Raw genomic sequence first — 26,027 nt, 5'->3', positions numbered from 1 at the left:
CACCGGATCATGGCCGTTGTGTCCTCAAGGTTCGGCCCGCCAGACCGTCCGAATCGACTAATCTTCAGGAGATAACAATAACGACAGGTGATTGCAGTGAGGCAGACCACCGAAGGATTCCGCAGCCGTTACCGCGCCGACATTCATCCGCTTTACAACCCCTGGCTGCACGGCGCTTTTGTGCTGGCGTTCGGGGCACTGGCGATCAGCATTTTCTGGAGCAACGTCCATCAGGTCAGTCCGGCACAATGGCTGGCGGTGCCCGTCACGCTGCTGTTGTTCAACTTCGGCGTGTACATGGTGCATCGCCACCTGGGGCATCATAAAAAGAGTTTCGCCCGGCTGTTTTATGCCCGTCACGCTGGCGACCACCACAGCTTTTTCACCCCTGGCCACATGACCTACGACAGCGCCCGCGACTGGCGGGTGATTCTGTTTCCGGCATGGCTGATCGTGCTGCACACCCTCACTGTCGCCCTGCCCCTCTGGTGGCTGCTCAAGCCATTGGATGCGAACGTTGCCGGATTGGTCGGAGGCGTTCTTGTCCTCGGTTACCTGGCTTATGAAGTGTTCCATGCCTGCGAGCACCTGCCGCCGCGCAACCCGCTCACGCGATTGCCGTGGATCCGCCAGATGCGCCGGCTGCATGAGCTGCATCACCGCCGCGAACTGATGCAGAAGCGTAATTTCAACATCGTTTTCCCGCTGATGGACTACCTGTTCGGCACCCTCTATTGGGAACCTGAACCTGTGCCGCTCAACCCGCCGAGAACGCCCATGACCCGCATGCAGCATCAGATTGTCATTGCCGGACACCCGATAGATGTTCTGGCCTACGCCAGTACCGTGACCCTTTGGCCGCAATGGCATCCTTCGTCGCTGCATATCGATGGGCCAAAAGGCCCGTTGCATGCCGGCGCACGTTTCGAAGAGGACATCCGCGCCGGTGGCCGCGACGGGCACTTGAGCTGGGAGGTGGCGGAGTACCTGCCCGGACGGCGCTGGAGCGCCCGGGCCCGGGGTGATCATGGTCTGTCGCTGGTGGTGACCTATGAATGCGATGCCACAGGCCAGGACACACGTTTCGTCCGGACCCTGGAATATCAATTCAGCGATCTCGCGATGCGGATTGCCAACCGGTTGTTGCTCCAGCGACGCATCGATCGGGAATCGGCGGCATCGATGCAGGCACTGCGCGACACGGCGCAGAAATACCTGGCGGCGACAGGGGTCAGCGCGTGAGCAGATTCTTCAAATGTCTGTTGCTGGTCATTGTCGTCATCGGCGCTTTCCTGCTGCTGATGCCAACCAGGGTGCGACCGGTGGCCTGGGCGCCACAACCCGCGCCTTCCCTCACCAGCGGCATCTACGCAGACAACCAGCGGCTCAAGGGCGTGGAACGCGTCGGTGCCGCCGACATCGACGGGCCGGAAGCCTTGTTGCTGGAAAACGACATGCTCATAACCGGGCTGCACGACGGTCGCCTGATCCGCACCAGCCTGGACGGCAAGACCACCAAAGTCCTGACCGACACCGGTGGCCGGCCACTGGGCCTGGCCCGGCATCCCAATGGCCTGCTGGTGATCGCCGATGCCGTCAAAGGCTTGTTGTCACTCGACGCCCAGGGCCGCCTGGTAGCCCTGACCACAGAAGCCGGCGGCGTTCCCTTCGGCTTTACCGACGATGTGGTTATCGACAAACCGGGTCACTACGCCTATTTCAGCGATGCTTCGAGCCGCTTCGGCTATGGCCACGACGGTGAGGCCGTGCTCGAACACGGCGGCGACGGGCGTCTGCTGCGTTATGACTTCCAGACCGGCAAAACGTCGGTTGTGCTGGACAAGCTGGAGTTTGCCAACGGCGTGACCCTGGGGCCGGACGATGCCTACGTGCTGGTCAATGAAACCGGCGCCTACCGTATCAGCCGTTACTGGCTCAGCGGCCCCAAGGCCGGCACCCATGACCTGTTTATCGACAACCTGCCGGGGCTGCCGGACAACCTGTCGTTCAATGGCCACGACCGGTTCTGGGTGGCGCTGTATGCCCCCCGAAGCGCCTTGCTCGATGGCACGGCGGCGCATCCGTTCGTGCGCAAGATGATCGTGCGAGCCATGACCGTCTTGCCCAAACCCGTGGAAAAACGCGGGTTTGCCCTGGGCCTGGACCTTGAAGGCAAAGTGATCGCCAACTTGCAGGATGGCAGCAGCGACAACTACTCCCCCATCACCACGGTGCGCGAGTATGGGGACTGGCTGTATTTCGGTTCACTGAAAGCGCAGAACATGGTGCGGTTGCCGTTGAGCAAGGCATTGCAATGAGCAAGCGCCGCCTCTGATTTCACTCCCCCTGTAGGAGCGAGCTTGCTCGCGAAAAACGTCTGAACAACGCGATCAATCAGACAGCACGCGTTATCGTTGACGACCATCGCGAGCGAGCTCGCTCCTACAAGGGAGCGGAGTTCAGTTCACCGGGATATTCGGGCGGGGTCATGAGGCACCTCGTCGAGAGCCGTAACATCGGTCTCCGGGCATTTGAGGTGCCGGTTCTGGTTGCCGTTCCAGCTTGGATCAGGACGATGAGTCAAGTTGCCTGACGATCTTGTCCTTGACCTCCAGGCGTTTCGCCTTGAGCTTCGTCACCATGTCATCGTTGGATTTGGCCTCCTCTGCTTTCACCACTTCGGCATCCGCCAGGGAATACTTGTTAAGCAGTGAATCCAGTAACGGATCCTTGGTGCGTTTCTGCTGGATTTCTTCCTTTGAGCGTTTCAGATCCTGATAAAGGTCATGGGACACCGGCATGGAACACCTCCGTTTGTTAATCGGTAGCAAGCGCGATTGATTGCGTTCACCAACTATCAGAATGGCCTCGGTTGGCCCGTTCTGTCGACCACCTGTCAGACCAGTGGTGTCCGTTCGTCGTCCTGTCGCAAAGGCGCTAAAACCTTCGCCTGCGCTAACGCCTCCGCCGGTTGACGATCACTCGAGCACCTTTTGAAATCCGCGTGGGGAATTAGCTGTTTTTGTCAGCCGTTAAGCACCGTGCGCACCATTTTCCTGAGCGCCTCAGGATTGTAGGGTTTGCTCAGCAGGTGGGTGTCAGGGCTGAGCTGGTGATTGCGCGAAATGATGTCGCGGGTATGCCCCGAGGTGAACAGCACGGCAACGGGAGGCTCCTGCACTTTCGCCCAGGCGGCCAGGTCCGAACTCTTGATCAGGCCGGGCATGACCACGTCGGTGAAGATCAGGTCCACCGCCAGCCCTTCCAGCAACATTTGCATGGCGACGTCACCGTTGGTGGCCGTGAGGATCTGATAGCCCTCTTCGCGCAACAACTCCACCACCGACACCCGCACCGCCTCATTGTCTTCAACCACCAGGATGCGTTCGTGCCCGCCCCGCTGCGGCACTTCAGGGGTCAGCGTTTCGCTGGGTGCGGCGCGCAAGGTGCGCGGGAAGTACAACTGCACCCGGGTGCCCTGCCCGACGTCGCTGGCGATTTCGATATGACCGCCACTCTGTTTGACGAAACCAAACACCATGCTCAATCCCAGCCCGGTGCCCTGCCCGTCGGCCTTGGTAGTGAAGAACGGTTCGAACGCCTGGGCCAGCACCTGCGGCGGCATGCCGACGCCGGTATCCGCCACGGACACCCGTACATAGTCCCCGGCGGCAATGCCCTTTGCGGCGCAAAACTTGCGATCGAGGGTGACGTTTTCTGCGCACAGGTCAATCCGGCCCTCGCCTTGAAGGGCGTCACGGGCATTGATCGCCAGATTGAGAATGGCGTTTTCCAGTTGATTGCGATCGACAAACACATTCCAGGAGTCTTCGGGTGCCGTCATGTGAACCTGAAGGGATTCACCCAAGGCACGCAGCAACAGCTCCGCCAGGCCATCGAAAATCTGCCGCAGCGTGAAGACCGCGGGCGACAACGGTTGGCGACGAGCGAAGGCAAGCAACTGCGAGGACAACTTGGCACCGCGCTCGACGGCGGCAATCGACGCCGCGACCCGGCGCTGCACATTGGCGTTACCCGGCTCATGGCGCGCCAGCAGGTGCAGATTGCCGGCAATCACTTGCAACAGGTTGTTGAAGTCATGGGCCACGCCGCCAGTGAGGCCGCCAATGGCTTCGAGTTTCTGTGACTGGCGCAATTGTTCTTCCGCCGCCAGACGCGCCTCGACTTCATCGGCCACCCGTTGTTCCAGATTGCGGGTGAACTTGAGCAGGGATTCTTCGGCGGTCTTGCGTTCGTGAATATCGATCAGCACGCCGGGGAAACGAAACGCCTCGCCTTGCTCATCGAACTCGCAACAGCCGCTGGCGAGTACCCAGAGGTAACTGCCATCGGGGCGCTGGATCCGGTACTCGACGTTGTAGGGTTCGCCGGTATTGACCGACAGTGTGATGCGCTCCTGAACCCAGGCGCGATCATCCGGATGGATCCGGCTTTCAGCGATGTCCTTGGACAGGTTTTGCAAGTCTTGCGCGGGTGGATAGGAAAACGTGCGGGCGAAGCGCTCATCACCCGACAACACGTTGGTCTTGACATCCCAGACGAAGGAGCCGAGCAAGGCACCGGCGTTCAGCGCCAGCCGTACCCGTTCATTGTCGGCGTGATAGGCGTCTTCGGCCGCCTGTCGCCGACGTTCGGATATCACCCATTCGGTGGTTTCCACCACCATGGCCATGACCCCGGCCGGGCGACCGTCATCGTCGGCTACCGGGCTGTAATAAAGGTCGAGCCAGACATCCTCGGGAATGCCGTCGCGCAGCAGTACCAGGACTTTGTTGCGATAGGACAAGGTGCCACCCGCCAGGCAGGTATCCACCACGTGGCGATTGAATTCAGCGACTTCGGGCCAGCCCAGTTCGACCGTAGACCCCAGCAGGTACGGATGGCGTCCACCGGCAAACTTCGAGTAAGCGTCGTTGTAGATCATGTACCCCGACTGCCCCCAGAGCATCACCATCGGCAACGACGAGGCGAGCATCAACTGCACCGCACTGCTCAGGCTTTTCGACCATGAGTCGAGTGGGCCAAGTTCAGTCAGGCGCCAGTCGAACGCACGAATGCGCTCGGCCATTTCGCCGTTCCATCCGGCACACCCGTGGCTATCCGCTAGAAACTCCATCGACTGGCCCAATCCCGGTAAATTGCACCCGTTTGTTTCGAGCATTCTGGACGCTATTCGTTTCATAGAGGTATAGCTGATTCTTGCGGACCACTGGAGGTCCACTGTGGGAGCGAGCCTGCTCGCGAAGGGGCAATGTCAGTCACCCTCAATGTCGAATGTACTGGCCTGTTCGCGAGCGGGCTCGCTCCCACAGGTTGATTTGCGATTACACCTCTATCAAATGCTTGAGCGGGTTGTAGCTGGTTTTCAACGTAGCCGCGACATCCAGAATGGCTTTCTCGATGCCATTCAGATGCATGCAGGTCAGCTCGATGGCCGCGCTCTGGTTGCCTGCTTCGATGTACTCGATCAGCCGCAGGTGTTCATCGTCGCGGCAGGCTTCATGGCTGTCGTCATCCAGTGCGGCGGCATACAGCGACGCCCGGGAAATCAGCTTCTGGAACCAGTCGAGCAGCACCGGGTTGTTCAGGCTGCGGGCCAGTTTGATGTGGAACTCGCCGAGCAGGTGAATCAGCCGCTCGTGATCACCGCTTCGATGCGCCTCATCCTCCAGCAGCAAGTGATCGCGCAAGTCCCGGGTCACCGCCGTATCGCGGCGACGGCACAGTTCACTGACGATACCGATCTCGACCAGACGCCGGGTTTCGAACAGCGAGCGGATCTCCTCGTCACTGGGCAACGACACCGATGCACCTTTATTGGGCTCGGTGGTGACCAGTCCATCGGCTTCCAATTGCTTGAGCGCGGCCCGGACAGACGTACGGCTGACATTGAACAACTCGGCCAGCGAGGCTTCGCCCAGCTTCATTCCCGGACGCAGCGAACGCTTGCTGATCGCCTCGTAAACCCCTTGGTAGACGCGGTCGACCGTGGTTTCCAGTTTCTTTTCCGTCATTCATCAACTCCTTCGGCCCTGTGCAAACAACCCTGGCGAATGAACGGCCATTGAAAAAGGGGCTTGCACGAGCAGGTTAATCCGGGTATTTCTAAATTGCATCCAGATTTTGCATACAATAATTAGAGGAATGCACCATTATGGGTCATCCAGTTGCAATTGAAGTGCGAAACGTCTCCAAACGCTATTCCGACGATCCGGGGCTTGCACCCGCCCTCGATAATGTATCGGTGGACATTGCCGACAATGAATTCTTCACCCTGCTTGGCCCTTCCGGCTGTGGCAAGACCACCCTGTTGCGCACCATTGCCGGCTTCGAACATGTCAGCGACGGCGAAATTCGCCTTGCCGGCGAGCCGGTCAATGACTTGCCGCCGTTCAAGCGTCGGGTCAACACGGTGTTCCAGAGTTACGCACTGTTTCCGCACATGAGTGTTGCGCAGAATATCGCCTTCGGCCTCGAGATGCAGGGCCTTGATCGCAAACTGATTCCGCAGCGGGTCGACGAGATGCTCGCGCTGGTGCAAATGCAGCACCTGGCCAAGCGCAAACCCGCCGAACTGTCCGGCGGCCAACAGCAACGGGTGGCTCTGGCCCGGGCTCTGGCGCCGAAACCGAAAGTGCTGTTGCTGGATGAACCGCTGTCGGCCCTGGACCTCAAGCTGCGCAAGGAAATGCAGGTCGAACTCAAGCGCGTGCAGAAAGAAGCCGGGATCACCTTCATTTTTGTCACCCACGATCAGGAAGAAGCGCTGACCCTGTCCGATCGCATTGCCGTGATGTCCGCCGGCAAAATCCTGCAAATCGGCACGCCCAATGAAATCTACGAGCGCCCGCTGCACCAGTTCGTCGCGCAATTCATCGGCGATATCAACTTCCTCCCCGGCCACCTCAAGCGCGGCCAGCAGAACGAAAAGCTCTTTGTGCCCAGCGGCATGCCAGTGGAAATCCCCTGCCCGGCCCAGGGCTTTGACGGCAGCAAGGTGCAACTGGCGTTCCGCCCCGAGCGCTCGCAACTGGTCGAGCCGACGCAGCCCCATCACCTGCGCGGTGTGATCGAAGCCGTGCTGTATGTCGGCACCGCCACGCTCTACCAATGCCGCCTGAACAACGACATCAAGGTCATGCTGCGCGAAAACAACGAAGGCCTGAGCCACGGGCGGGTGGTGGGTGATCGCGTCGCGGTCAACCTGCCGCCCCATGCCTGCCTGTTGATGGAGGCTTGAGATGAGCGTCAGCAGCACTTCCCCGGCCCTCAACCGCGCGCTGTTGCTCAGCCCGGTAGTCCTGACCCTGCTGGCCCTGATCGCCATTCCACTGGGCATCATGGGCTATATCAGCCTGTTGCCACGCAACGTCTATGGTGGCGTCGACTGGCAGGCCAACTGGCAATTGCAAAGTTATGTGCAGCTGTTTTTCCAGGAAGGTTTCGACGGTGAGCTTGAGCTCAATTGGGTCTACGCCCAGGCACTGATCCGTTCGGTATTCCAGGCCGGCGGTACCACGGTCCTGTGTTTCCTGTTCGGCTTCCCGGTGGCGTTGTGGATGTCGAGCCTCACACCCCGGCGACGCAACCTGATGGTGTTGCTGATCACCATCCCGTTCTGGACCAACCTGCTGATCCGCAACTACGCGTGGCTGATCATCCTGCGTGAACAAGGCTGGGTCGCCCAGAGCCTCAACGCGCTGTTGCCACAGGCCGGCGGCATCACCCTGCTCTACAACGACTTCGCGGTCAGCGTCGGGCTGGTCTACAGCTTCCTGCCGTTCATGATTCTGCCGATCTATTCGACCCTTGAGAAACTCGACTGGCGCCTGGTGGAGGCGGCCTATGACCTGGGCGCCAACCGCTGGCACGCGCTGCGCCGGATCATCCTGCCGCTGTCGATGCCCGGGGTGATTGCCGGTGCGTTGCTGGTGTTCGTGCCAAGCCTGGGCGCCTTCATTACCCCGGCGATCCTCGGCGGCGGCAAGACGCTGATGATCGGCAACCTGATCCAGCAGCAGTTCGGCACCGCGCGCAACTGGCCGCTGGGCAGCTCGCTGTCGTTCCTGTTGCTGGGGATCATGTTGCTGTCCCTGGTGCTCTACGCCCTCTATAGCCGCAATGCCGCCAAGTCCCACCGCCCGGGAGCCCAAGCATGATCGCCCTGCACCTGAAGAAACTGCCGCTGACCCGTGAAGTCAGCCTGTTGATGCTGGCCTATCTGTACCTGCCGATTTTCGTGTTGATCGCCTACAGCTTCAACGCCAACCGTTCGGCCACGGTGTGGACCGAGTTCTCGCTGGACTGGTACGGGCGCATCCTGGCCAACCCGTCGATCCAGACCGCCGCGCTGAACTCGATCATCGTCGCCGGCATCGCCACGGTGTGCGCCACGGCGATTGCATTGCTCGCGGCGCTGGCGACTTACCGGCCGTTCTACGGGCAGAAAATGGTCGAGGGCGGGATCAACCTGCCGCTGATCCTGCCGGAGATCGTCACCGCCGTGGCCACCCTGCTGCTGTTCATGGCACTGGGGATCAAGCTCGGTTTGCTGACGGTGATCATCGCCCACATCGGCTTCTGCATTCCCTTCGCCTACCTGCCGATCCGCGCGCGGCTCAACGACCTGGACAAGAGCCTGCTGGAAGCGGCGAACGACCTGTACGCCAACCCCTGGCAGGTGTTTCGCCGGGTGACCTTGCCGCTGCTGTGGCCGGCGGTGCTGTCCGGTTCGGTACTGGCCTTCGTGGTCAGCCTCGACGATTTCATCATGACCTTCTTCGTCGCCGGGCCGGGTTCGACGACCCTGCCGGTGTACATCTTCTCAGCCATCAAGGCCGGCGTGACGCCGGAGATCAACGCGATCTCGACCCTGATGCTGGTGATATCCATCGTGCTGGTGGTGCTGGCCTTCTGGCTGGGACAGCGCGGTAAACAACAATAAGCCTGGAGACTTCTTTTATGAGCAAGAAAGTGAAAAGCATGAGTTTCGCCGTTGCCGGTCTGGCCTTGAGTTGCTTCACCGCGTTCACGGCGCTCAGCGCCCAGGCCGCCGAGCCCAAGGAACTGTTTTTCTACAACTGGACCGACTACTACCCGGTCGACCTGCTGGCCAAGTTCGAAAAGGAGACCGGCATCAAGGTCACCATGGACGGCTACGACAGCAACGAAACCCTGCTGGCCAAATTGCAGGCCGGCGGCGCGGCCTATGACGTGATCGTGCCGTCGCAATCGATCATGCGCACCCTGATCAACCAGAACCTGCTACTGGAGATCGACGCCTCGACCCTGCCCAACTTTCAGTACGTCAAACCGGCGTTCCGCGACCCGGGCTTCGACCCCGGCCGCAAATTCTCGGCACCGTACCTGTGGGGCACCACCGGGTTCTCCTATGACAGCGCACGGGTGCCCGGCGGCAAACTCGACGACTCGTGGAAAGAGTTCTTCGAGCCGCGCAAGGAGCTGCAAGGCCAACTCGCCGCCCTCGACACTTCCAGCAGCGTGATCAACGCCGCCAGCCACTACCTGAATGTCGACGAATGCAGCGAAAACCCGCAGGACGCCAAGCGCATCCTCGAACTGCTGCAAAAGCAGAAACCATTCCTGAAGATGTACAGCTCGGACAACACCGTCGACCGCATGGCCAGCGGTGAAGTGATCATGATGCAGAACTGGAACGGTTCTACAGCGCGGGCCACCCTGCAGAAGAGCACCATCAAGTACGTGTATCCGAAAGAAGGCGTGGCGATGTTCCAGGACAACTTCGCCGTGCCGAAAAGCGCGCCGCACCCCGGCAACGCGAAGATCTTCATCGACTGGATGATGAAACCGGAAAACGCCGCCGCCGTGTCCAACGCCATCGCCTACGCCAACGGCATCCAGAGCGACAAGCTGATCGACGCCAAATGGCGAGTCATGGACGCCATCAACATGCCCGACGAATTCGCCTCGCGCCTGCGCCCGGAAAAGGAATGCAGCAACAAGGCGCGTGAGCTGCAAGACCGTATCTGGGCGAAGCTCAAGGGCTGATCCAAAACCGAGTCGCGGCCTTCGCGAGCAGGCTCGCTCCCACAAGGGTTTTGTGAGCACCGCAAACTCAATGTGGGAGCGAGCCTGCTCGCGAAGAGGCCTGCCCTGACAACACAAAGCATGAGGTATGCAATGACCCACCCCCGCTGGCTACGCAACGTGCGCCCCTACGGCGCCCCCGCCGAAGACCTGCTGATCGAAAACGGCCGGTTCAGCCAACGCCGTCCCGCTTCGAACGAAGCCCCGTCGGCCACCGACATCGACGGCCAGAACCAGTTGCTCACTCCCGCACTGGTGGAAAGCCACGTGCACCTGGACAAGACCCTCTGGGGCCAGCCATGGCGCCCAAACAGCGCCGGCCCGACCCTCAAGGACTACATTGCCAACGAACGGCGCATCCTGCGCGAAGTCACCACACCGATTGCCCAACGGGCCGGCGCCCTGCTGGAAAACTGCATCGCCCGTGGTTCGCTGACCATGCGTTGCCACGTCGACATCGACCCGGAGTTCGGCCTGCGGCATGTCGAGGCCATGCAACAGCTACGCGAAGCCTACCTCGACCTGATCGACCTGCAACTGGTGGTGTTCCCGCAAACCGGCCTGATCAGTCGCCCCGGCACCGCCGAACTGATGCGCGAAGCCATGGCCCTGGGCGTGGAGAACGTCGGCGGGCTGGACCCGTGCGGCATCGATAACGATCCGGTTGCGCAACTGGATTTCGTATTCAAGCTCGCCAGCGAATTCGACCGTGGCATCGATATTCACCTGCACGACAAGGGTGAGCTGGGCCTGTGGCAGATCGCGCTGATTGCCGACTACACCGAGCGTTTCGCTCGCCAGGGTCGGGTGATGATCAGCCATGCGTACTGCCTGGGGATGTTGCCGTGGAGCCAGGTCAAACCGGTAGCCGAGCGCCTGGCGACACTGGGTATTTCGCTGATGAGTTCGGCCCCGGCCGATTGCGCGGTGCCGCCATTCCTGGCCCTGCGCGAAACCGGCGTGAATGTGTGCCTGGGCTCCGACGGCATTCGTGATGCCTGGTCGCCCATGGGCAACGGCGACATGCTGGAACGGGCGATGCTGCTTGCCTTCCGCTTCGACCTGGGCAAGGACGCAGAACTGGCGGCGGCGTTCGAGGCGGCCACCGTCAACGGCGCCCTGGCACTGGGTTGCGAAGCCAATCGCCTGGCGATCGGCCAGCCGGCGGACTTCCTGCTGATGCCGGTGCAAACACTGGGTGAGGCGGTGGTTTCGCGGCCGCTGCGTCAGGTCTATCGCGCGGGCCAGTTGATTGCTGCGGGTGGCCGCTTGCTGGAAAGCCGTCTGTGAAGCGCATCGGCTTGCGGGCCAGTTGCGTGGTTGGCTTCGACGGTACACGGCATGTGCTGTGGCGCGACGGCGAAGTGGTGTTCGCAGGCTCGCGCATCGAGTTTGTCGGGCGCGGTTATCCGGGCCCGGTAGATCAGTGGATTGATTACGGCAATGCGCTGATCGGCCCCGGCTTCATCGACCTGGATGCCCTCGGCGATCTCGATTCCACGGTGCTGACCCTGGACAACGGCGACGAGCGCGACATGGGCCGGATGTGGTCGGCGCAGTATCTGGCGCGTGGATCGCGGGAAAGTTACAGCCCCGAAGAAGAAGTCTTCAAATACCGCTACGCCTTCACGCAACTGATCCGCAACGGCATCACCACGGCCATGCCGATCACCTCGATGTATTACCGCGAGTGGGCCGAGACCTACGACGAGTTTGCGGCGGTAGCCGATGTGGCGGCCGAGTTGGGGCTGCGCACTTACCTCGGCCCTTGCTACATGAGCGGCATGAGTTACTGGCAGGCCGACGGCACGCTGGCCCACCACTGGGACGAAGCCCGGGGCATGGCGGGACTGGATGCGGCTGAACGGTTTTTCCGCGATTTCGACGGCGCGAATGCCGGCCTGATTCGCGGGGCGCTGCTGCCGGACCGCATCCAGACTTGCACCCCGGCGCTGTTGCAACGCACCGCTGCGCTGAGCCGCGAGTTGAACGCACCGATGCGTTTGCATTGCTGTCAGGGCCTGGGCGAAGTGGCGATGGTCGAGCAACTGCGCGGTGCCTCGCCGTTGGGCTGGTTGCAGCAGCTTGGGCTCTTGAACCCACGCAGCCTGCTGCCCCACGGCATCTACACCCACGGTGATGACGACTTGCAGCGAGTCGTGGACGGAGGCGCCAGCCTGGTGCATTGCCCGGTGGTATTCGCCCGGGATGGCGAGGCGCTGAACTCGTTCGGACGCTATCGGGCCAAGGGCATCAACTTCGCCCTGGGCACCGACACCTGGCCGGCGGACTTGCTGGACAACATGCGCCAGGGCTTGAACATCGCCCGCCTGATGGAGGGTGGTAATGACCTGACCAGCACGCTGGACCTGTACAACGCCGCGACACTCGGCGGCGCCACGGCTTTGGGCCGCGACGATCTCGGACGTCTGGCACCGGGGTGCAAGGCCGACATCACCGTGTTCAACCTGCGCGCAATGCACCTGGGACCGCTATTCGATCCGCTGAAAAATCTAATGCTGGCCGGTCGCGGTGACGACTGCATCGCCAGCTACATCGACGGCCGCTGCGTGATGCAGGACGGCCAGGTCAAGGGCGTCGACTACCCCGCCCTGCAACGCCAGGCCCAACGCCAATTCGAAAAACTGATGCGCAGCCACAGCGACCGGGCCTTTGGCCAACCGGACTGGAAAAGCCTGTTCCAGCCAGCCATCCCGTTCGCCGACGACTACAGCGCACAGGCGCCACTGAGCGCGATCGATCCCCTTTTTTAGAGAATCCTGCCTATGCAAAGCTTCGACTTCAGCCAACTGAGCCCACGGGACAAATACAAGATTCTGATCGGCAGCGTCGTGCCACGGCCGATTGCCCTGGTCACCACCGTCGACGGCGAAGGCCGGGTCAACGCGGCACCGTTCAGCTTCTTCAATGCGCTGTCAGCCGACCCGCCCATCCTCGCCCTGGGCGTGGAAAACTACGGCGACCAAAGCCCCAAGGACACCACGCGCAACATCCAGATGAACCAGGAATTCACCGTCAACATCGTCAGCGATGCACTGGTGGAGGCCATGAACGTCTGCGCCGTGCCCTTCGCCCCCGGCTTCGACGAATTGACCGCCGCCGGCCTCACCGCCATCCCCGGCACCACGGTCAAATGCCCGCGCATCGGTGAAGCCCCGGTGGCGCTGGAGTGCCGGCGGATGATGGCGCTGTCCATCGGCCAGTCCCGGGAGATCATCTTTGGTGAAGTGCTGATGGCCCATGTGCGCGATGAACTGATCGATCCGAAGACCCTGTACATCGATCAATTGGGGCTGGATGCGATTGGGCGCATGGGTGGGCATGGCTATGCGCGCACGCGGGATTACTTCGACTTGCCGACACGGTCGTTGCAGGCATGGACGGAAGCGCCGGGGGGTGGGGAGCGGTTTTGGCCGCTGGGCAAGTAGCAATTTACACATAAACCTGTAGGAGCGAGCCTGCTCGCGATGGTCGTCAACGATACCGCGAGTAACCTGACACCCCGCGGCGCTCTCAGGTTCATCGCGAGCAAGCTCGCTCCTACAGGGGGGCGCGTGGTCAGTGAAAGTCCCGGCTACGCACAGTGATGCCATCCAGTAGCGGGCTCAAATCACTCAAGCGCCCGGCAATCAGGTGTCGCACCTCGCCCTCCTTCTCCCAGCGGCCATCGACCTTGAGCAACTGCGAGCCGACCAGCACCCGGCGCTGCCGCTCGGCCAGGTCACGCCAGACCACCACGTTGACGTTGCCGAACTCGTCCTCAAGGGTGACAAACGTCACGCCGCTGGCAGTGGCCGGGCGTTGTCGGCCGGTGACCAGCCCGGCGACGCTGACCGGCCGACCGTGCTCGACGTCCAGCAACTCCTGCGAACTGCGGCAGCGCCGCGCCTTCAACTCACTGCGCAACAGGGCCAGCGGATGCGGCCCGAGGGTGGTGCCGACACTGGCGTAATCGGCTTGCAGGTCTTCGCCCACTGTGGGTTTGGGCAACGACACCGCGTCCTCCTCCCGGCTCGGCAGGCCGGCAAACAAACCCAGCTGCTTTTCTACCCCGGCCACTTCCCAGCGTGCCCGGTGCCGGTCGCCGGCCAGGCCACGCAACGCGCCGGCATCGGCCAGTTGCTCCCGGGCGCGGGCATCGAGTCGCGCCCGTTCGCCGAGGTCGGCGATGTCGGCAAACGCGCCTTGCGAGCGAGCCGCCTCGATGCGCCGCGCATCGTCCTCACGAAAGCCCTTGATCATGCGCATGCCCAGGCGAATCGCCGGTTGCGCGCCGCTGACCGGTTCCAGGCTGCAATCCCAGTCACTGGCGCGCACGTCCACCGGGCGAACCTGCAAATGATGACGGCGAACGTCCTGCAGAATCTGGTCCGGGCTGTAGAAGCCCATGGGCCAACTGTTGATCAGCGCACAGGCGAAGGCCGCCGGCTCGTGGCATTTCAGCCAGCAACTGGCGTAAGTCAGCAAGGCGAAACTGGCCGCGTGGGACTCGGGAAAACCGTAGCTGCCAAAGCCCTTGATCTGCTCGAAGATCTGCGCGGCGAATTCCGCCGTGTAGCCCTTTTTCTTCATGCCGGCGGCCAGCCGTTCCTTGTGCGGTTCCAGCCCGCCATGGCGCTTCCAGGCGGCCATGGAGCGACGCAGCTGATCGGCCTCGCCGGGGCTGTAGTCGGCGGCGACGATGGCGATCTGCATCACCTGTTCCTGAAACAGAGGAACGCCAAGGGTACGTTTCAACACCTCGCGCAACTCTTCGGAGGGGTAGCTTTCGAGCTCTTCCTTGTTTCGTCGCCGCAGGTACGGATGCACCATGCCGCCCTGAATAGGTCCGGGGCGCACGATGGCCACCTCGATCACCAGGTCATAGAACTTGCGGGGCTTGAGCCTGGGCAGCATCGACATTTGCGCCCGGGATTCGATCTGGAACACGCCGATGGTGTCGGCTCGGCCGATCATGTCGTAGGTTTGCGAGTCTTCAGAGGGGACCGTCGCCAGACTCAAATCCAGATTGCGATGACGGCGCAACAGATCAAAGCAACGGCGTATTGCACTGAGCATGCCCAGCGCGAGGATATCGACCTTCAGCAGACCGACCGCGTCCAGATCGTCCTTGTCCCACTGAATGATCGTGCGTTCGGCCATCGCGGCGTTTTCCACCGGCACCAGGTGGTCCAGCGGCTGCTCGGAAATGACGAAGCCGCCGGGGTGCTGCGACAGGTGCCGGGGGAACCCGATCAGTTGCTGCGTCAAACTCAACACCCGGCGCAGCACCGGGCTTTCGGGGTCGAAACCGCCCTCACGCAGGCGTTCCACGGGCGGCGTTTCGTCACTCCAGTGACCACAGCAATCGGCCAGGGCATTGATCTGGTCTGGCGGCAGCCCCAACGCCTTGGCCACATCGCGTACCGCACCGGCCGCATGGTAAGTACTGACCACGGCCGTCAGTGCCGCGCGGGTCCGACCATAGCGCTGAAACACATACTGCAAGACTTCTTCCCGACGTTCGTGCTCGAAGTCCACATCGATATCCGGTGGCTCGTTGCGCTCCCTGGAGAGAAAACGTTCAAACAGCATGTTCATTCGCTCGGGGTCGATCTCGGTGATGCCCAGGGCGAAACACACCGCCGAGTTGGCCGCCGAGCCTCGTCCCTGACAGAGAATCTTCTCGCGCCGGGCGAAGGCGACAATGTCCTGAACAGTCAGGAAATAGCTTTCGTACCCCAGCTCGGCGATCAGCCCGAGCTCCTTGTCGATCAGCCCGCGAACCTTGTCGCTTGCACCGTCGGGCCATCGTTCGCGAATGCCGCGCTCGGTCAACTCCCGCAGCCAGGACTCCGCGCTGTGCCCTTGCGGCACCAGTTCGCGGGGATATTGATAACGCAACTGACCAAGATCAAAGGTGCAGCGCCGGGCAATGGCCAGCGTTTCTGCCAGCAACTCTGGCGGATAAAGCGCCTGCAGCACGTCGAGGCTGCGCAGATGGCGCTCACCATTGGAATGCAGGCGCAGCCCGGCATCGGCCACCGGCAGGTGGTGACGGATCGCCGTCATGGTGTCCTGCAAGGCGCGCCGGCCGCGAGCGTGCATGTGCACATCGCCGCTGGCCACGGGGGGAATCCGCAGCTCCCTGGACAGGGTCAACAGATTATTCAAACGCCGGGTATCGTCCTGACCGCGATGCAGTTGCACCGCCAGCCACAGGCGTTCGGCGAAAACCTGCTTCAGCCAGCGGCCCTGCTCGACGTCATCCACCGCGTCCGGCACCCACAACGCCAACAGCCCCGGCAACGGTTCGCTGAAGTCTTCGCGCAGCACCTGATACTGGCCTTTCTGCGTGCGCCGCCGGGCGCGGGTGATCAATCGGCACAGCGCCTGATACCCCTCGAGGTTCTCCACCAGCAGCACCAGTTTCGGACCGTTCTCGATGCGTATTTCACTGCCGATGATCAGCGGCAACTCCACCGACTTCGCCGCTTGCCAGGCGCGAACGATGCCCGCCAGGGTGCATTCGTCGGTGATCGCCAGGGCTTGATAACCCTGTTTTTTCGCGCGCTGGAACAGCTCGAGGGCACTGGAGGCCCCGCGCTGGAAGCTGAAGTTCGACAGGCAGTGCAATTCGGCATATTCGATGCTCATGCGAACCAACCCTGCAGCCACAACGGGCCATCCTCACCGACCGCCCGGTAGGCCCAGCCCTGTTGGCCGGCACGGGTTTCGATCAGGTAATAGTCACGGCGCACGTCGTCACCGTCCCACCAGCCGGACTCGATACGCTCCGGCCCCATGAGGATGCGCGCCGAGCCCTGATGCACGGCCAAGGGTTCAGTCAGCAGCCAGCCCGGCCGTTTCACGGCGGCCGGCACCGCGCAAGGCTGACTGTCGGCACTGACCCGCCACGCGCACTCGGGGCGGTGATCGGCCTGGAAACCCAGGCCATGCACCGCGTCATCCCCCAGCCGTGCACGCAGGCGTTCGCGCAGTTGCTCCCAGGGCAAGGACTGCTGCGGACGATCGTCGAACAGTTCCCGATGCTGGGGCACGAAGGCCGGCAAATCCTCGGCGCGCAAGCGAAAGCCGCGCACCGGTGCCTCGACCTGGACGTGCTCCAGCCGCCCCCGGGCCAGCTCGAAGAGCATCGCCGGATCGCGCTCGGCGCTGAGCAGGCCAACCTTGATGACCGTGTCCGGCAAACCGGCATGCTCCAGATGCAGGTCGAAACGCTGTACTCCGCTGTCGCGACCGCAAAGGAACGCCGACAGGTCGCCAGTCAGCCGGCGCAACGGAAACAGCAAGGCTTGATGGGACTGCACATCGAAATTGAGCTCGATACGCACATCGAAACGGTCCGGAGGCAGGTAAAACGCCAGCGCCAGCCGCCGCAAACCCGACAGGGCATCCAGATGCTTGAGCACCTGGACCTCGAAACGCCGGGCCAGGCTATGCCTGGGCAGCGCCTGCACCTGACTCAAGGTGCGCAGGCCCATGCGCGACAAGGCCGTGGCAACCGATGCTTCAAGACCGATCCGGTCGACGGGCATTTGCCCCAGATGATGCTGCAGGGCTTGATCGTCTGGCACCACCAGGCCGTCATAGACGTTGGCCAACACCCGCGCCGCCACCGGGTTGGGCGCGGCCACGATGCGGTGCCGAAACCCCAGCTCAACGAGTTCACGACGCAAAAGCGCTTCGAATTGCGGCCAGGCACCGAACAGGCCGAGACTGGATTCGATCTCGAACACCACGGCCCGGGGGTAATGCACGCTGACCTGGGAACTGAAGCGATAGGCCCAGGCGGCGAGAAACTGCTGCCAGTGTTCGATGTCGGCGGCGTCGTATTCAGCCGTGACAAAACCTTTGCTCAAGGCCTGTGCCGCGCTCATGGACTGGCCGGGACGCAAACCCAGCGCCCGCGCCGCATCGTTGACCGCCTGCAGCACCCGGCGCTGGGCCGGGCCGGTCAGCAACGCCAGGGGTTCATCGGGATCGGCGCGCTGACGCAGTACCGCGTCCAGCGCCAATTGCGGGAAAACAATGCAGACCCAGCGCATGGCAACCTCAATGCCCCACGGCGAAGGTAATCGGTGCCGAACGGGCCAGGCCGCCGCGGCACTTGAGCACACGCAGTTGTGCCGGTCGGGCATCGATGGCGATGCGCAGGGCCGCCGGCGAAGGGTTGACCGCTTCACCGAGGGGACGATAGGCGAAGGCCAGGGTCTGGCCGGTTTCCGCAGCCACCTGCAGGCGGCGCAAGGCGCGGTCATCGGCCTTGTGCGGCCAGCACAGCACGGCACCGCAACTGCCCGAACGCAGGCATTGTTCCGCAGCCCACAGCGCATCGCGCTCGCCGGCCTGGATGATCGATAACTGACGCAGATCGACCCCGGCGCTCTGCCACGCCTGGGGATACGGCACATAAGGCGGCGCCACCAGCACGATGCGTTCGCCCGCCGCCGACAGCCGCGCCAGCGTCGGCCACACCAGTTGCAACTCGCCCACGCCCTGCCCGGCCAGGAGGATTTCCGTCAGCGCCGCCTCCGGCCAGCCTCCGCTGGGCAAGGCAGCGTCCAGCGCGGCATGCCCGGTGGGTTGCGGGCTGGCGACCGCTGGCGCAGGCCGGCCCTTCCAGACCTGGCCAGCGTTGAACAGCGTATCCAGCGCAACGACGGCACCCATCAGCCTTGCCTCACCAGACCACAGAACACGCCTTCGATGGCCAGGTCCCGGTCGGCTTCGACAATGATCGGCTGGTAGGCCGGGTTGCGTGGCAGCAGGCGAACCACATCGCCGACCCGCTCGAAGCGCTTGATGGTGACTTCTCCGTCGAGCCGCGCCACGACGATCTGGCCGTTGAGCGCCTCGGGGTTGCGGTGCACGCCCACCAGATCGCCGTCGAGAATGCCGTCCTCGATCATCGAATCACCCCGGACCCGCAGCATGTAGTCCGGCACCCGCGAGAAGATCGACGGATCGAGCAGCAAGCGGCTATGGACCTCCGCATCGGCCCCGATCGGCGCACCGGCCGCCACCCGACCCAGCACCGGAATGTCCAGTAACTCGGGACGCGGCGGCTGCCCGAGCAGGCGAATGCCCCGGGCCTGGTGCGGGTTGACTTCGATAAACCCGGCTTCGGTCAGCGCCAGCACATGCTTGCGCGCCACACTGCGGGAGGCAAAACCGAACGCCTCGCTGATTTCAGCGAGGCTCGGAGGCTGACCGTGCTCGGCGATGCGATCGCGGATGAAGGTCAGAATGGCGGTACGGCGGGGAGTCAGAGTCGTCATGGAGTACATTTGTACTCTTTTGGCTTTTACCTGGCAAGGACCGCCAATCATCTGGCAGCAGGACCGATAACCTGTGGGAGCGAGCTTGCTCGCGATGGTCTTTCATTCAACATGTGTGTCGACTGACCGGGCCTCATCGCGAGCAAGTTCGTTCCCACATTGGATTTCAGTGACTCAAGGGGTGAGTTGTGTCAGATCCGCCGACGTAAAGCCCAGCCTCCTTACTCGAACGTAACAGCTATCAAAAAACAAAGCCTACCGTTCGTCGCCTTTCTAAAAAAATAAGCACCTGAAGAAAATAAAAAACTCATACAAAAGTACAAACCGCACATTTGCTCCTACAGAAATATTCTACTCAACATAGAAAGATCATTTCTGCTTGCCGAAAACCAACACACAGTTTCAAAAAGGAATTCCACAGCTCCAGATTAGAAACCATCCACACTAAAACCGAACCAAAATACCGGGCCTCCTAACATCATGTAGGACGGACCTTAAAAACACGTAGGAACCGCCCTGCAGTACAAAATCTTCTCGCTTGCACGCAACAGCAAAACCAGTTAACCCTTGCAGCATCACTTAAAATCAAGTGACAAACACAACGAAAGAAAAGAAAAGAAAAGAAAAGAAAAGAAAAGAAAAGAAACAATGATTCAATTTCCCCTAGAGAAATCAATCATGCCTAAAAATATTCTACCCAGAGTTTTCGCCCTAACATCCATATTCATGAAAGAACAATTAAAAGAACCCATCGCCTTTTTTTGGATCATGATATCACCTTGCGCGATGTTCTATTTTTTTGCAGCAACCAGGCAAGACCCCAACTACTTTTCGAACAACTACATCACTATTTCAGCATGGTTTTATGCCTACATCTCTTCTAGTGTCGCATTGTTTGGATTTTCCTTTTACATAATCGGGAGAAGGGAAAGCGGATTCACCCGATCATTTATTTACTCCAAAGACTCAAAACTAATTTTTCTTTTATCGCACTTCATTACCTACTCACTAATATCGACAGCTTATTGCGCAACCTTTTACTTAGCGACAAAATTTCCATTTGAAAGCTACTCCCTCAGTGAACTACTGAATATCGCGCTACGCTTTTACATCTGCTTTATCATGTTTTGCACTCTCGGGGCTGTATTTTCATTGCTGCCGATCAATTTTCAGAACTCGAACACTTTGCTTTCCATTTTTTCGTTCTGCATGTTGATCCTCGGAGTAATGAGTGCCAGCAGATCAAACCACATTACCGACGCTTTGAACCTCGCAAACCCACTAACACTTGCTAGCCAGATAATGGAACAAGGTCTTGAACCCAACAAATCCATCACAATTGCAATTATTCTTTTATTTATTTCAGTACTGCACAAAACCTTCAAACACCTAAGAATCAATCCCGTATGGAGCCGATACTGATGAAAAAATTCACGGCGCAGAGCATTGACTTCTCCTATACCGACACCCCCCTCTTGACACAGGCATCTCTAGAGGTTGCTCAAGGCGACATTGTCGGCATTCTGGGGCCCAATGGATCTGGAAAAACAACTTTTTTCGATATCGTCTGTGGCCTTAAAAAAGCAAAGTCCGGCTTGATAAAAAACGACTTCAGTCACTTCTTATACCTTTCTCAAATCATTTCCACTCCCCCACCATTGCGCATGCGCGACATTTTTAAAATGGTGACTGCGCTGTCTTCCAGCGAGCCCATGACACAAGATAAAACCCTGAAAAAACTAAGTACCTGGAGCCCTGCGATAGTTGACCGATACCAAGACATATGGAACAAAAAATCATCGCTCTGCAGCTACGGAGAGACACGCTGGTTCTTTACGCTCTCTCTTCTTTCAATTTCCGCAGACTTCGTGATTCTCGACGAACCTACTGCCGGTGTAGATCCGGAGTTTCGTCACTATATTTGGCAATGTCTTCATGGCGCTGCCAGGGAGGGCACCGCCATTCTGGTTTCCTCGCACAATGTCGATGAAGTCATTAACCATTGTGATTATTTTTACATGATTAGCCAGCAACGCTTCAATCGCTTTGCCAGCGGTAATGAGTTCATGCATCGGTATGGAGTAAAGACTGTGGATGATGCGTTTATCCGAGCCGTTACTGAACCTGTATTCGCGACATAAGCAACTGGAAGCGCACACGGGGGAGCTGCCGCAGACAGCAACAGCTCCCGATGAGGAATGGAGTTTGATTCAGTCGGTAAGCCCGGAAAGATACGCCCACGGATAAATCCCCCGCTCATGCCCATCACTGAATACCAGCTGCAGGCCATACCCCTGCGAGTGCAATTCGATCACCTGCACCCGCGCATCGACCATCGGCGCCATCCCCCGCAACCGAAACGACCGGCACTGCGAACACGGGCACTGCCGACGCAGTTCGGCGTGGTCCAGCCACTGTTCGCGACCATCGGGCCAGTTCAGTCGCAACTGCTGTCTGCTCCGTGAGTTACCCACCGCCAGCGGAATCATTGCAGTTGACTCAAGGCAATGCGCACGGCCTTGCGCACTTCCGGGTCGCCGTCGTCCTGTGCGGCCTGCAATGCCGCAACGGCCCGTGGGTCGTTCAATTCGCCCAGGGCCAGGGCGGCTTCCTTGCGCAGGTTGCTGATGCGGTGGCCGAGGGTGTCGATCAGCGCATCGAGCGCAGGTACAAAACGCAAGCGACCGAGACTGCGGGTGGCGCGCAGGCGCACTTGCCAGTAGTCGTCGCCCAAGGCGTAGATCAGGGCCGGGCCGGCGTCGGAGTGGCCGACCTTGCCCAGGGTGGTGGCGGCTTCTTCGCGGACTTGCCAGGCAGCGTCCCGCAAGGCCTGGCGCAGGGCCGGCAGCACCTGTGCGTCAGATGCCAGACCCAAGGCCCCGGTGGCGGCGCGTCGCACGTCGGTGTCCGGGTCATCGCTGGCCAACCTTGCCAATGCCGGCAAGGCCTCGAGTTGCTTGAGCCAGCCAAGCACGCCCACTGCCTCGCGGCGCACACTGGCACTTTCATCGTGCAATGCCCGTGCAGCCGCAGCGGCGGCATCGGGGCAGCGCAACTCGCGCAAGGCCCTGAACGCGGCAATGCGTACGCCAATGTCGGCGTGCCCGGTCCACGGCAGAATGACCCGGCCCGCCGCCTCGCTCTTGAGCAGGCTGAGGCTTTGCGCAGCGGCCGCCTGCACCGCCGGGGACGGATCAGTCAGCGCCTGGCACAACGCTTCGACCACGGGTTCGTCCTCCCAGGCTTCCAGCAATCGCGCGGCTTCGGCACGCACGTCGGCAATCGGGTCTTCGGCCAGCCGATCGATCAGCCACAGCAGGCCGTCCGGTTCCTCAAGATCGGCCAATTCGATCAGCGCGATCCGGCGCACGCCGGGGTCGTCATCGGTCAGGCGCGGTTGCAGGGCAAGAATGTCGTCGTTATCGGTTACATAGAAGAGTGAGGTCATAGGGCAAATCGCGGCAGTTTGTTTTCAGGGGGAAGGCCGAGCGGGTTCAGGCGCGGCAGCTGCCGGCCGTCTTCGTGGCGCAGGAGTTCGAGGCAATGACGCTTCAGGTGCGAGAATTCATGGCGGGTCACCAGCTCTGTGCTGCGCGGCCTGGGGAAGTCCAGGCGCAGGTCTTCGATGATCCGCCCGGGGCGCGAGCTCATGACCAGCAAGCGATCGGCGAGGAACAGCGCTTCGTCGATGTCATGGGTGACAAACACCACGGTGGTGCGGATGCGCGTCCAGATGTCCAGCAGCAGTTCCTGCATGTTCAACCGGGTCAGGGCATCGAGGGCACCGAAGGGTTCATCCATCAGCAACAGGCGCGGACGGTTGACCAGCACCCGGGCAATTTCCACCCGTTGCTGCATGCCCCCGGAGAGCTGGTCGGGCCAGCGCCCGGCAAACCCTTCGAGCCCCACCAGGGCGAGGATTTCATCCGCGGCCTTGTGCCGTTCGGCCTTGCCGACGCCACGCATTTTCAAGCCGAACGCCACGTTGTCACGCACCGTGCGCCACGGAAACAAGGTGTGCTGCTGGAACACCATGCCGCGTTGTGGCGATGGCCCCGACACTGGCGCGCCATCCACGTTCAAGGTGCCGGTGCGCGGTTGCAGGTGCCCCGCCAACGCGCCGAGCAAAGTCGACTTGCCGCAGCCGGACGGCCCGAGAATGCACACGAACTGTCCCGGTTCGATCTGGCAATCGAGGCCCTGCACCGCTTCGAAGGCCGCGTGGCCCTCGCCCAAGCTGATCGACAGCCCGCGAATATCGATACGCCCTTCCAGGTGTTGAAAAACGCTCATCAGGCTTTTCCTCGTGGTCGATGCCAAGGCGTGAACAGCCCGCCCAGACGCTTGATCAGCAGGCTGCTGCCCATGCCGAGCACACCGATCAGCAACATGCCGACGACGATGTCGGCGTAGTTCTGGAGGGTGTAGGACTCCCAGGTGTAATAACCGATGCCGAATTGGCCGGAGATCATTTCTGCCGTGACCAGGCAGAACCACGAGGTGCCCATGCCGATGGCCAGGCCGGTAATGATGCTGGGGGCGGCCCCCGGAAGAACAACTTCCAGCAGGATGGCCCGGCGCCCTGCCCCGAGGCTTTTCGCCGAGGCGATCAGCCGAGGGTCGACACCTTCGACGCCGTGCACGGTGTTGAGCAGGATCGGGAACAGCGCGCCGGTGAAGGTGATGAACACCATCGACAGTTCCGACGAGGGAAACATCAGGATCGCCAAGGGAATCCACGCCACCGCCGGGATCGGGCGCAGGACTTCCAGGGGCGGCAGCAACAGGTCTTCGGCCCATTTCGAGCGACCGATGGCCAGGCCCAGGGCCACGCCGATGATCAGCGCAGCGAGGTAACCGGCGAATACCCGGCCAAGGCTGCTGCCCAGGTGCTGTGCGAGTTTGCCCGAGTCGCCGAGACCCAGCGCCGCTTCGATCACGGCAAGCGGCGTCGGCACATTGGCGAAGGTCACCAGGCCGAGGTTCCAGTGGTGGCTGGCGGCGAGTTGCCAGAACAGCAGGCAGAGCAGCAATGAAGCGGCTCGGGGGAGCCAGCGGTTAAATGATCCGTACACAATTCTTCCTCTCAACCGAGCCCCCACTGTAGGAGCGAGCCTGCTCGCGATGGTCGTCAACGATAACGCTGGCAACCTGATGCCCCGAGTCGCTCTCGGGTTCTTCGCGAGCGTGCTCGCTCCTACAGGGGATTGCGGTGTTCTAGGGGTTAGCGAACAGCCACGGCCTGGGTCGTGGCATCGGTGAAGTCGAACACCTTGCCGCCCTGGGCGGTGGCGAACTGCTGGGCCTGGCCCTTGAGCAGGAACGCACTGAGCCGGCCTTTCGCATCACTGGCAAACCACGCCTGATCCGCCAGCAACTTGATCCCGCTGTCGCTGGTCTGGGTGTACACCGCGCGGATGTTCTTGCCCTCCTGCTTCAGGGCGGCCAACGCCGTGAACGCCAGTTCCGCCGAGGCGTACTGGCGGACCTTCGGCTCACCGCGTACCCAAATCTCGGCCACGTGGCTGAAGTCGCTGATGGCTTTGCCGCTCGACGCATCCACCGCCTTGAGCGGCGTCTGCGCGTAGTTGGCCAGTTGCGCTGTGTAGTCCAGGTTCGACGCCTTGAACGCGGCGCGGATGTATTGGTCGTCGATGAAGGTATTCAGGTCGAGACCGCGATCGGCCTTCTTCAACAACCTCAGGGTATCGATGGCGGTGCCCACGGCCTGACGGTATTCCGGTTTCCAGCTCAGGTCGCGGGTCTGCACGCCGAGGGGGCCATGAAACAGGTAATTGACCTCGGCATCGACTCCGGTGACCTTGGCGATCAGCTCGCTGTATTTCTCCGGTTCAGCCGCCAGCAACTGGTTGGCTTCGATACTCGCCCGCAGGTAAGCGACGACGATTTCCGGGTACTGCCTGGCATAGGCCTGATCGACCAGCGCACCGTGGAAGGTCGGCGCGTTGGCCTGGGAGCCGTCATAAATCTTGCGGGCAAAACCACGGCTGGGGAACAGTTCGGCGAAGGGTACGAAGTCCGCGTGAGCGTCGATCTTGCCGGCTTGCAACGCGGAGCCGGCGACTTCCGGCGGCTGGGCGATGATGTTCACGTCCTTGAGCGGATCCCAGCCCTGAGCCGCGACGGCGCGCAGCAACATGCCATGGGCGGTGGAGGCGAACGGCACGGAAATGCTCTTGCCCTTGAGCTCGGCCAGCGCCTGCACGCCGGATGCACTCGGTACCACGATGCCGTTGCCGCTGCCCTTGGTGCTGCCTGACAGCACGCTGATAAACAGGCTGTGCTTGCCCGCCGTTTCGAACGCCACGCCGTTGAATGCACCGGGGAAGTCGGCCATGGCGCCGAAGTCGAGTTTGCCGGCGACCATCTCGTTGGTCAGGGGGGCGCCGCTGGTGAAGTTTTTCCACTGCAGGTCGTATTGGGCGTCTTTGTATCGGCCGTCGTGGGGCAGGTATTTGTCCAGCAGGCCCAACTCACGAATCAACAGGCCACCGGCGGCGCAGTTGATGGTGGTGTCCTGGGTGCCGATGGCAATGCGGATGGTTTCGGCTGACGCCGACAAGGTGAATGAAGCCAGTACCAGACCGGCCAAAGCTGCACGCAACATCATGAGTG

At 61.2% G+C, this 26,027-nt stretch carries 22 protein-coding genes; 10 read left to right on the top strand and 12 right to left on the bottom strand.

The annotated features are described in order from the left end of the window. Nucleotides 1-96 precede the first annotated feature (96 nt). Complete coding sequence (locus ACEN8E_RS11720; protein WP_495592746.1) at nucleotides 97-1,242, top strand: SRPBCC family protein; 1,146 nt, start codon at nucleotides 97-99, stop codon at nucleotides 1,240-1,242. Next, nucleotides 1,239-2,318: an SMP-30/gluconolactonase/LRE family protein gene (locus ACEN8E_RS11715; RefSeq protein WP_495592745.1), complete on the top strand. Its 1,080-nt coding sequence runs from the start codon at nucleotides 1,239-1,241 to the stop codon at nucleotides 2,316-2,318. Before ACEN8E_RS11720 ends, ACEN8E_RS11715 begins: the two co-directional genes overlap by 4 nt. Before the next feature lie 249 nt (nucleotides 2,319-2,567). Here the strand turns inward: ACEN8E_RS11715 and ACEN8E_RS11710 are convergent, their stop codons facing one another. The 3 genes from ACEN8E_RS11710 to ACEN8E_RS11700 all read right to left on the bottom strand — a co-directional run bounded on the left by ACEN8E_RS11710 (nucleotide 2,568) and on the right by ACEN8E_RS11700 (nucleotide 6,035). Then, nucleotides 2,568-2,801, bottom strand: a complete 234-nt coding sequence (locus ACEN8E_RS11710) for a hypothetical protein (protein ID WP_495592744.1) — start codon at nucleotides 2,799-2,801, stop codon at nucleotides 2,568-2,570. 224 nt (nucleotides 2,802-3,025) lie between these two features. Beyond that, entirely contained in the window at nucleotides 3,026-5,137 is a 2,112-nt protein-coding gene (locus ACEN8E_RS11705) for a hybrid sensor histidine kinase/response regulator (protein WP_495592743.1), read from the bottom strand. A 208-nt stretch (nucleotides 5,138-5,345) separates the two neighbouring features. Continuing rightward, nucleotides 5,346-6,035, bottom strand: a complete 690-nt coding sequence (locus ACEN8E_RS11700) for a GntR family transcriptional regulator (protein WP_495592742.1) — start codon at nucleotides 6,033-6,035, stop codon at nucleotides 5,346-5,348. 140 nt (nucleotides 6,036-6,175) lie between these two features. Here ACEN8E_RS11700 and ACEN8E_RS11695 point away from each other — a divergent pair, with 140 nt between their 5' ends. The 7 genes from ACEN8E_RS11695 to ACEN8E_RS11665 all read left to right on the top strand — a co-directional run bounded on the left by ACEN8E_RS11695 (nucleotide 6,176) and on the right by ACEN8E_RS11665 (nucleotide 13,538). After that, complete coding sequence (locus ACEN8E_RS11695) at nucleotides 6,176-7,261, top strand: ABC transporter ATP-binding protein (RefSeq protein ID WP_495592741.1); 1,086 nt, start codon at nucleotides 6,176-6,178, stop codon at nucleotides 7,259-7,261. A gap of 1 nt (nucleotide 7,262) precedes the next feature. Continuing rightward, nucleotides 7,263-8,180: an ABC transporter permease gene (locus ACEN8E_RS11690; protein ID WP_495592740.1), complete on the top strand. Its 918-nt coding sequence runs from the start codon at nucleotides 7,263-7,265 to the stop codon at nucleotides 8,178-8,180. Next, entirely contained in the window at nucleotides 8,177-8,965 is a 789-nt protein-coding gene (locus tag ACEN8E_RS11685; protein WP_429371083.1) for an ABC transporter permease, read from the top strand. Before ACEN8E_RS11690 ends, ACEN8E_RS11685 begins: the two co-directional genes overlap by 4 nt. 17 nt (nucleotides 8,966-8,982) lie before the next feature. Further along, a complete protein-coding gene (locus ACEN8E_RS11680; protein WP_495592739.1) occupies nucleotides 8,983-10,050 on the top strand; it encodes an extracellular solute-binding protein in 1,068 nt (355 codons plus the stop codon). Nucleotides 10,051-10,182: 132 nt separating this feature from the next. Continuing rightward, the gene (locus ACEN8E_RS11675) at nucleotides 10,183-11,379 is read left to right on the top strand and encodes an amidohydrolase family protein (protein WP_495592738.1); all 1,197 of its coding nucleotides are present in this window, start codon (nucleotides 10,183-10,185) and stop codon (nucleotides 11,377-11,379) included. Beyond that, the gene (locus tag ACEN8E_RS11670) at nucleotides 11,376-12,863 is read left to right on the top strand and encodes an amidohydrolase family protein (RefSeq protein WP_495592737.1); all 1,488 of its coding nucleotides are present in this window, start codon (nucleotides 11,376-11,378) and stop codon (nucleotides 12,861-12,863) included. Before ACEN8E_RS11675 ends, ACEN8E_RS11670 begins: the two co-directional genes overlap by 4 nt. Nucleotides 12,864-12,875: 12 nt before the next feature. Next, nucleotides 12,876-13,538: a flavin reductase family protein gene (locus ACEN8E_RS11665; protein WP_495592736.1), complete on the top strand. Its 663-nt coding sequence runs from the start codon at nucleotides 12,876-12,878 to the stop codon at nucleotides 13,536-13,538. Nucleotides 13,539-13,668: 130 nt separating this feature from the next. Here the strand turns inward: ACEN8E_RS11665 and ACEN8E_RS11660 are convergent, their stop codons facing one another. Genes ACEN8E_RS11660 through lexA form a run of 4 tightly spaced genes read right to left on the bottom strand, consistent with a single transcriptional unit; the run spans nucleotide 13,669 to nucleotide 19,400 of the window. Further along, complete coding sequence (locus ACEN8E_RS11660; RefSeq protein WP_495592735.1) at nucleotides 13,669-16,767, bottom strand: error-prone DNA polymerase; 3,099 nt, start codon at nucleotides 16,765-16,767, stop codon at nucleotides 13,669-13,671. After that, complete coding sequence (locus ACEN8E_RS11655) at nucleotides 16,743-18,158, bottom strand: Y-family DNA polymerase (RefSeq protein WP_495592734.1); 1,416 nt, start codon at nucleotides 18,156-18,158, stop codon at nucleotides 16,743-16,745. Before ACEN8E_RS11655 ends, ACEN8E_RS11660 begins: the two co-directional genes overlap by 25 nt. Before the next feature lie 7 nt (nucleotides 18,159-18,165). Next, entirely contained in the window at nucleotides 18,166-18,783 is a 618-nt protein-coding gene (gene imuA / locus ACEN8E_RS11650) for a translesion DNA synthesis-associated protein ImuA (RefSeq protein WP_495592733.1), read from the bottom strand. Then, nucleotides 18,783-19,400: a transcriptional repressor LexA gene (gene lexA, locus ACEN8E_RS11645; RefSeq protein ID WP_007987463.1), complete on the bottom strand. Its 618-nt coding sequence runs from the start codon at nucleotides 19,398-19,400 to the stop codon at nucleotides 18,783-18,785. The genes imuA and lexA overlap by 1 nt, the downstream gene beginning before the upstream one ends. 1,412 nt (nucleotides 19,401-20,812) lie before the next feature. Here lexA and ACEN8E_RS11640 point away from each other — a divergent pair. Next, nucleotides 20,813-21,532 carry an ATP-binding cassette domain-containing protein gene (locus ACEN8E_RS11640; protein WP_495592732.1) on the top strand — a complete coding sequence of 240 codons (720 nt, stop codon included), beginning with the start codon at nucleotides 20,813-20,815 and terminating at the stop codon, nucleotides 21,530-21,532. 69 nt (nucleotides 21,533-21,601) lie between these two features. Here the strand turns inward: ACEN8E_RS11640 and ACEN8E_RS11635 are convergent, their stop codons facing one another. From ACEN8E_RS11635 to ACEN8E_RS11615, 5 genes are all read right to left on the bottom strand, one after another. Continuing rightward, nucleotides 21,602-21,880 (bottom strand): DUF971 domain-containing protein, encoded by a 279-nt coding sequence (locus tag ACEN8E_RS11635; protein ID WP_495592731.1) that lies wholly within the window; start codon nucleotides 21,878-21,880, stop codon nucleotides 21,602-21,604. Next, nucleotides 21,877-22,839 carry a HEAT repeat domain-containing protein gene (locus tag ACEN8E_RS11630; protein ID WP_495592730.1) on the bottom strand — a complete coding sequence of 321 codons (963 nt, stop codon included), beginning with the start codon at nucleotides 22,837-22,839 and terminating at the stop codon, nucleotides 21,877-21,879. Before ACEN8E_RS11630 ends, ACEN8E_RS11635 begins: the two co-directional genes overlap by 4 nt. After that, a complete protein-coding gene (locus ACEN8E_RS11625; RefSeq protein WP_495592729.1) occupies nucleotides 22,836-23,684 on the bottom strand; it encodes an ABC transporter ATP-binding protein in 849 nt (282 codons plus the stop codon). The genes ACEN8E_RS11630 and ACEN8E_RS11625 overlap by 4 nt, the downstream gene beginning before the upstream one ends. After that, nucleotides 23,684-24,466 (bottom strand): ABC transporter permease, encoded by a 783-nt coding sequence (locus tag ACEN8E_RS11620; RefSeq protein ID WP_495592728.1) that lies wholly within the window; start codon nucleotides 24,464-24,466, stop codon nucleotides 23,684-23,686. Before ACEN8E_RS11620 ends, ACEN8E_RS11625 begins: the two co-directional genes overlap by 1 nt. A 149-nt stretch (nucleotides 24,467-24,615) precedes the next feature. Next, nucleotides 24,616-26,022 (bottom strand): ABC transporter substrate-binding protein, encoded by a 1,407-nt coding sequence (locus ACEN8E_RS11615; protein ID WP_495592727.1) that lies wholly within the window; start codon nucleotides 26,020-26,022, stop codon nucleotides 24,616-24,618. Nucleotides 26,023-26,027: the final 5 nt, after the last annotated feature.

It is taken from the genome of Pseudomonas sp. Pseusp9 (genome assembly GCF_059491265.1).
The sequence above is the reverse complement of the archived record's forward strand: the minus strand, read 5'-3'. Positions and strand labels throughout refer to the sequence as shown.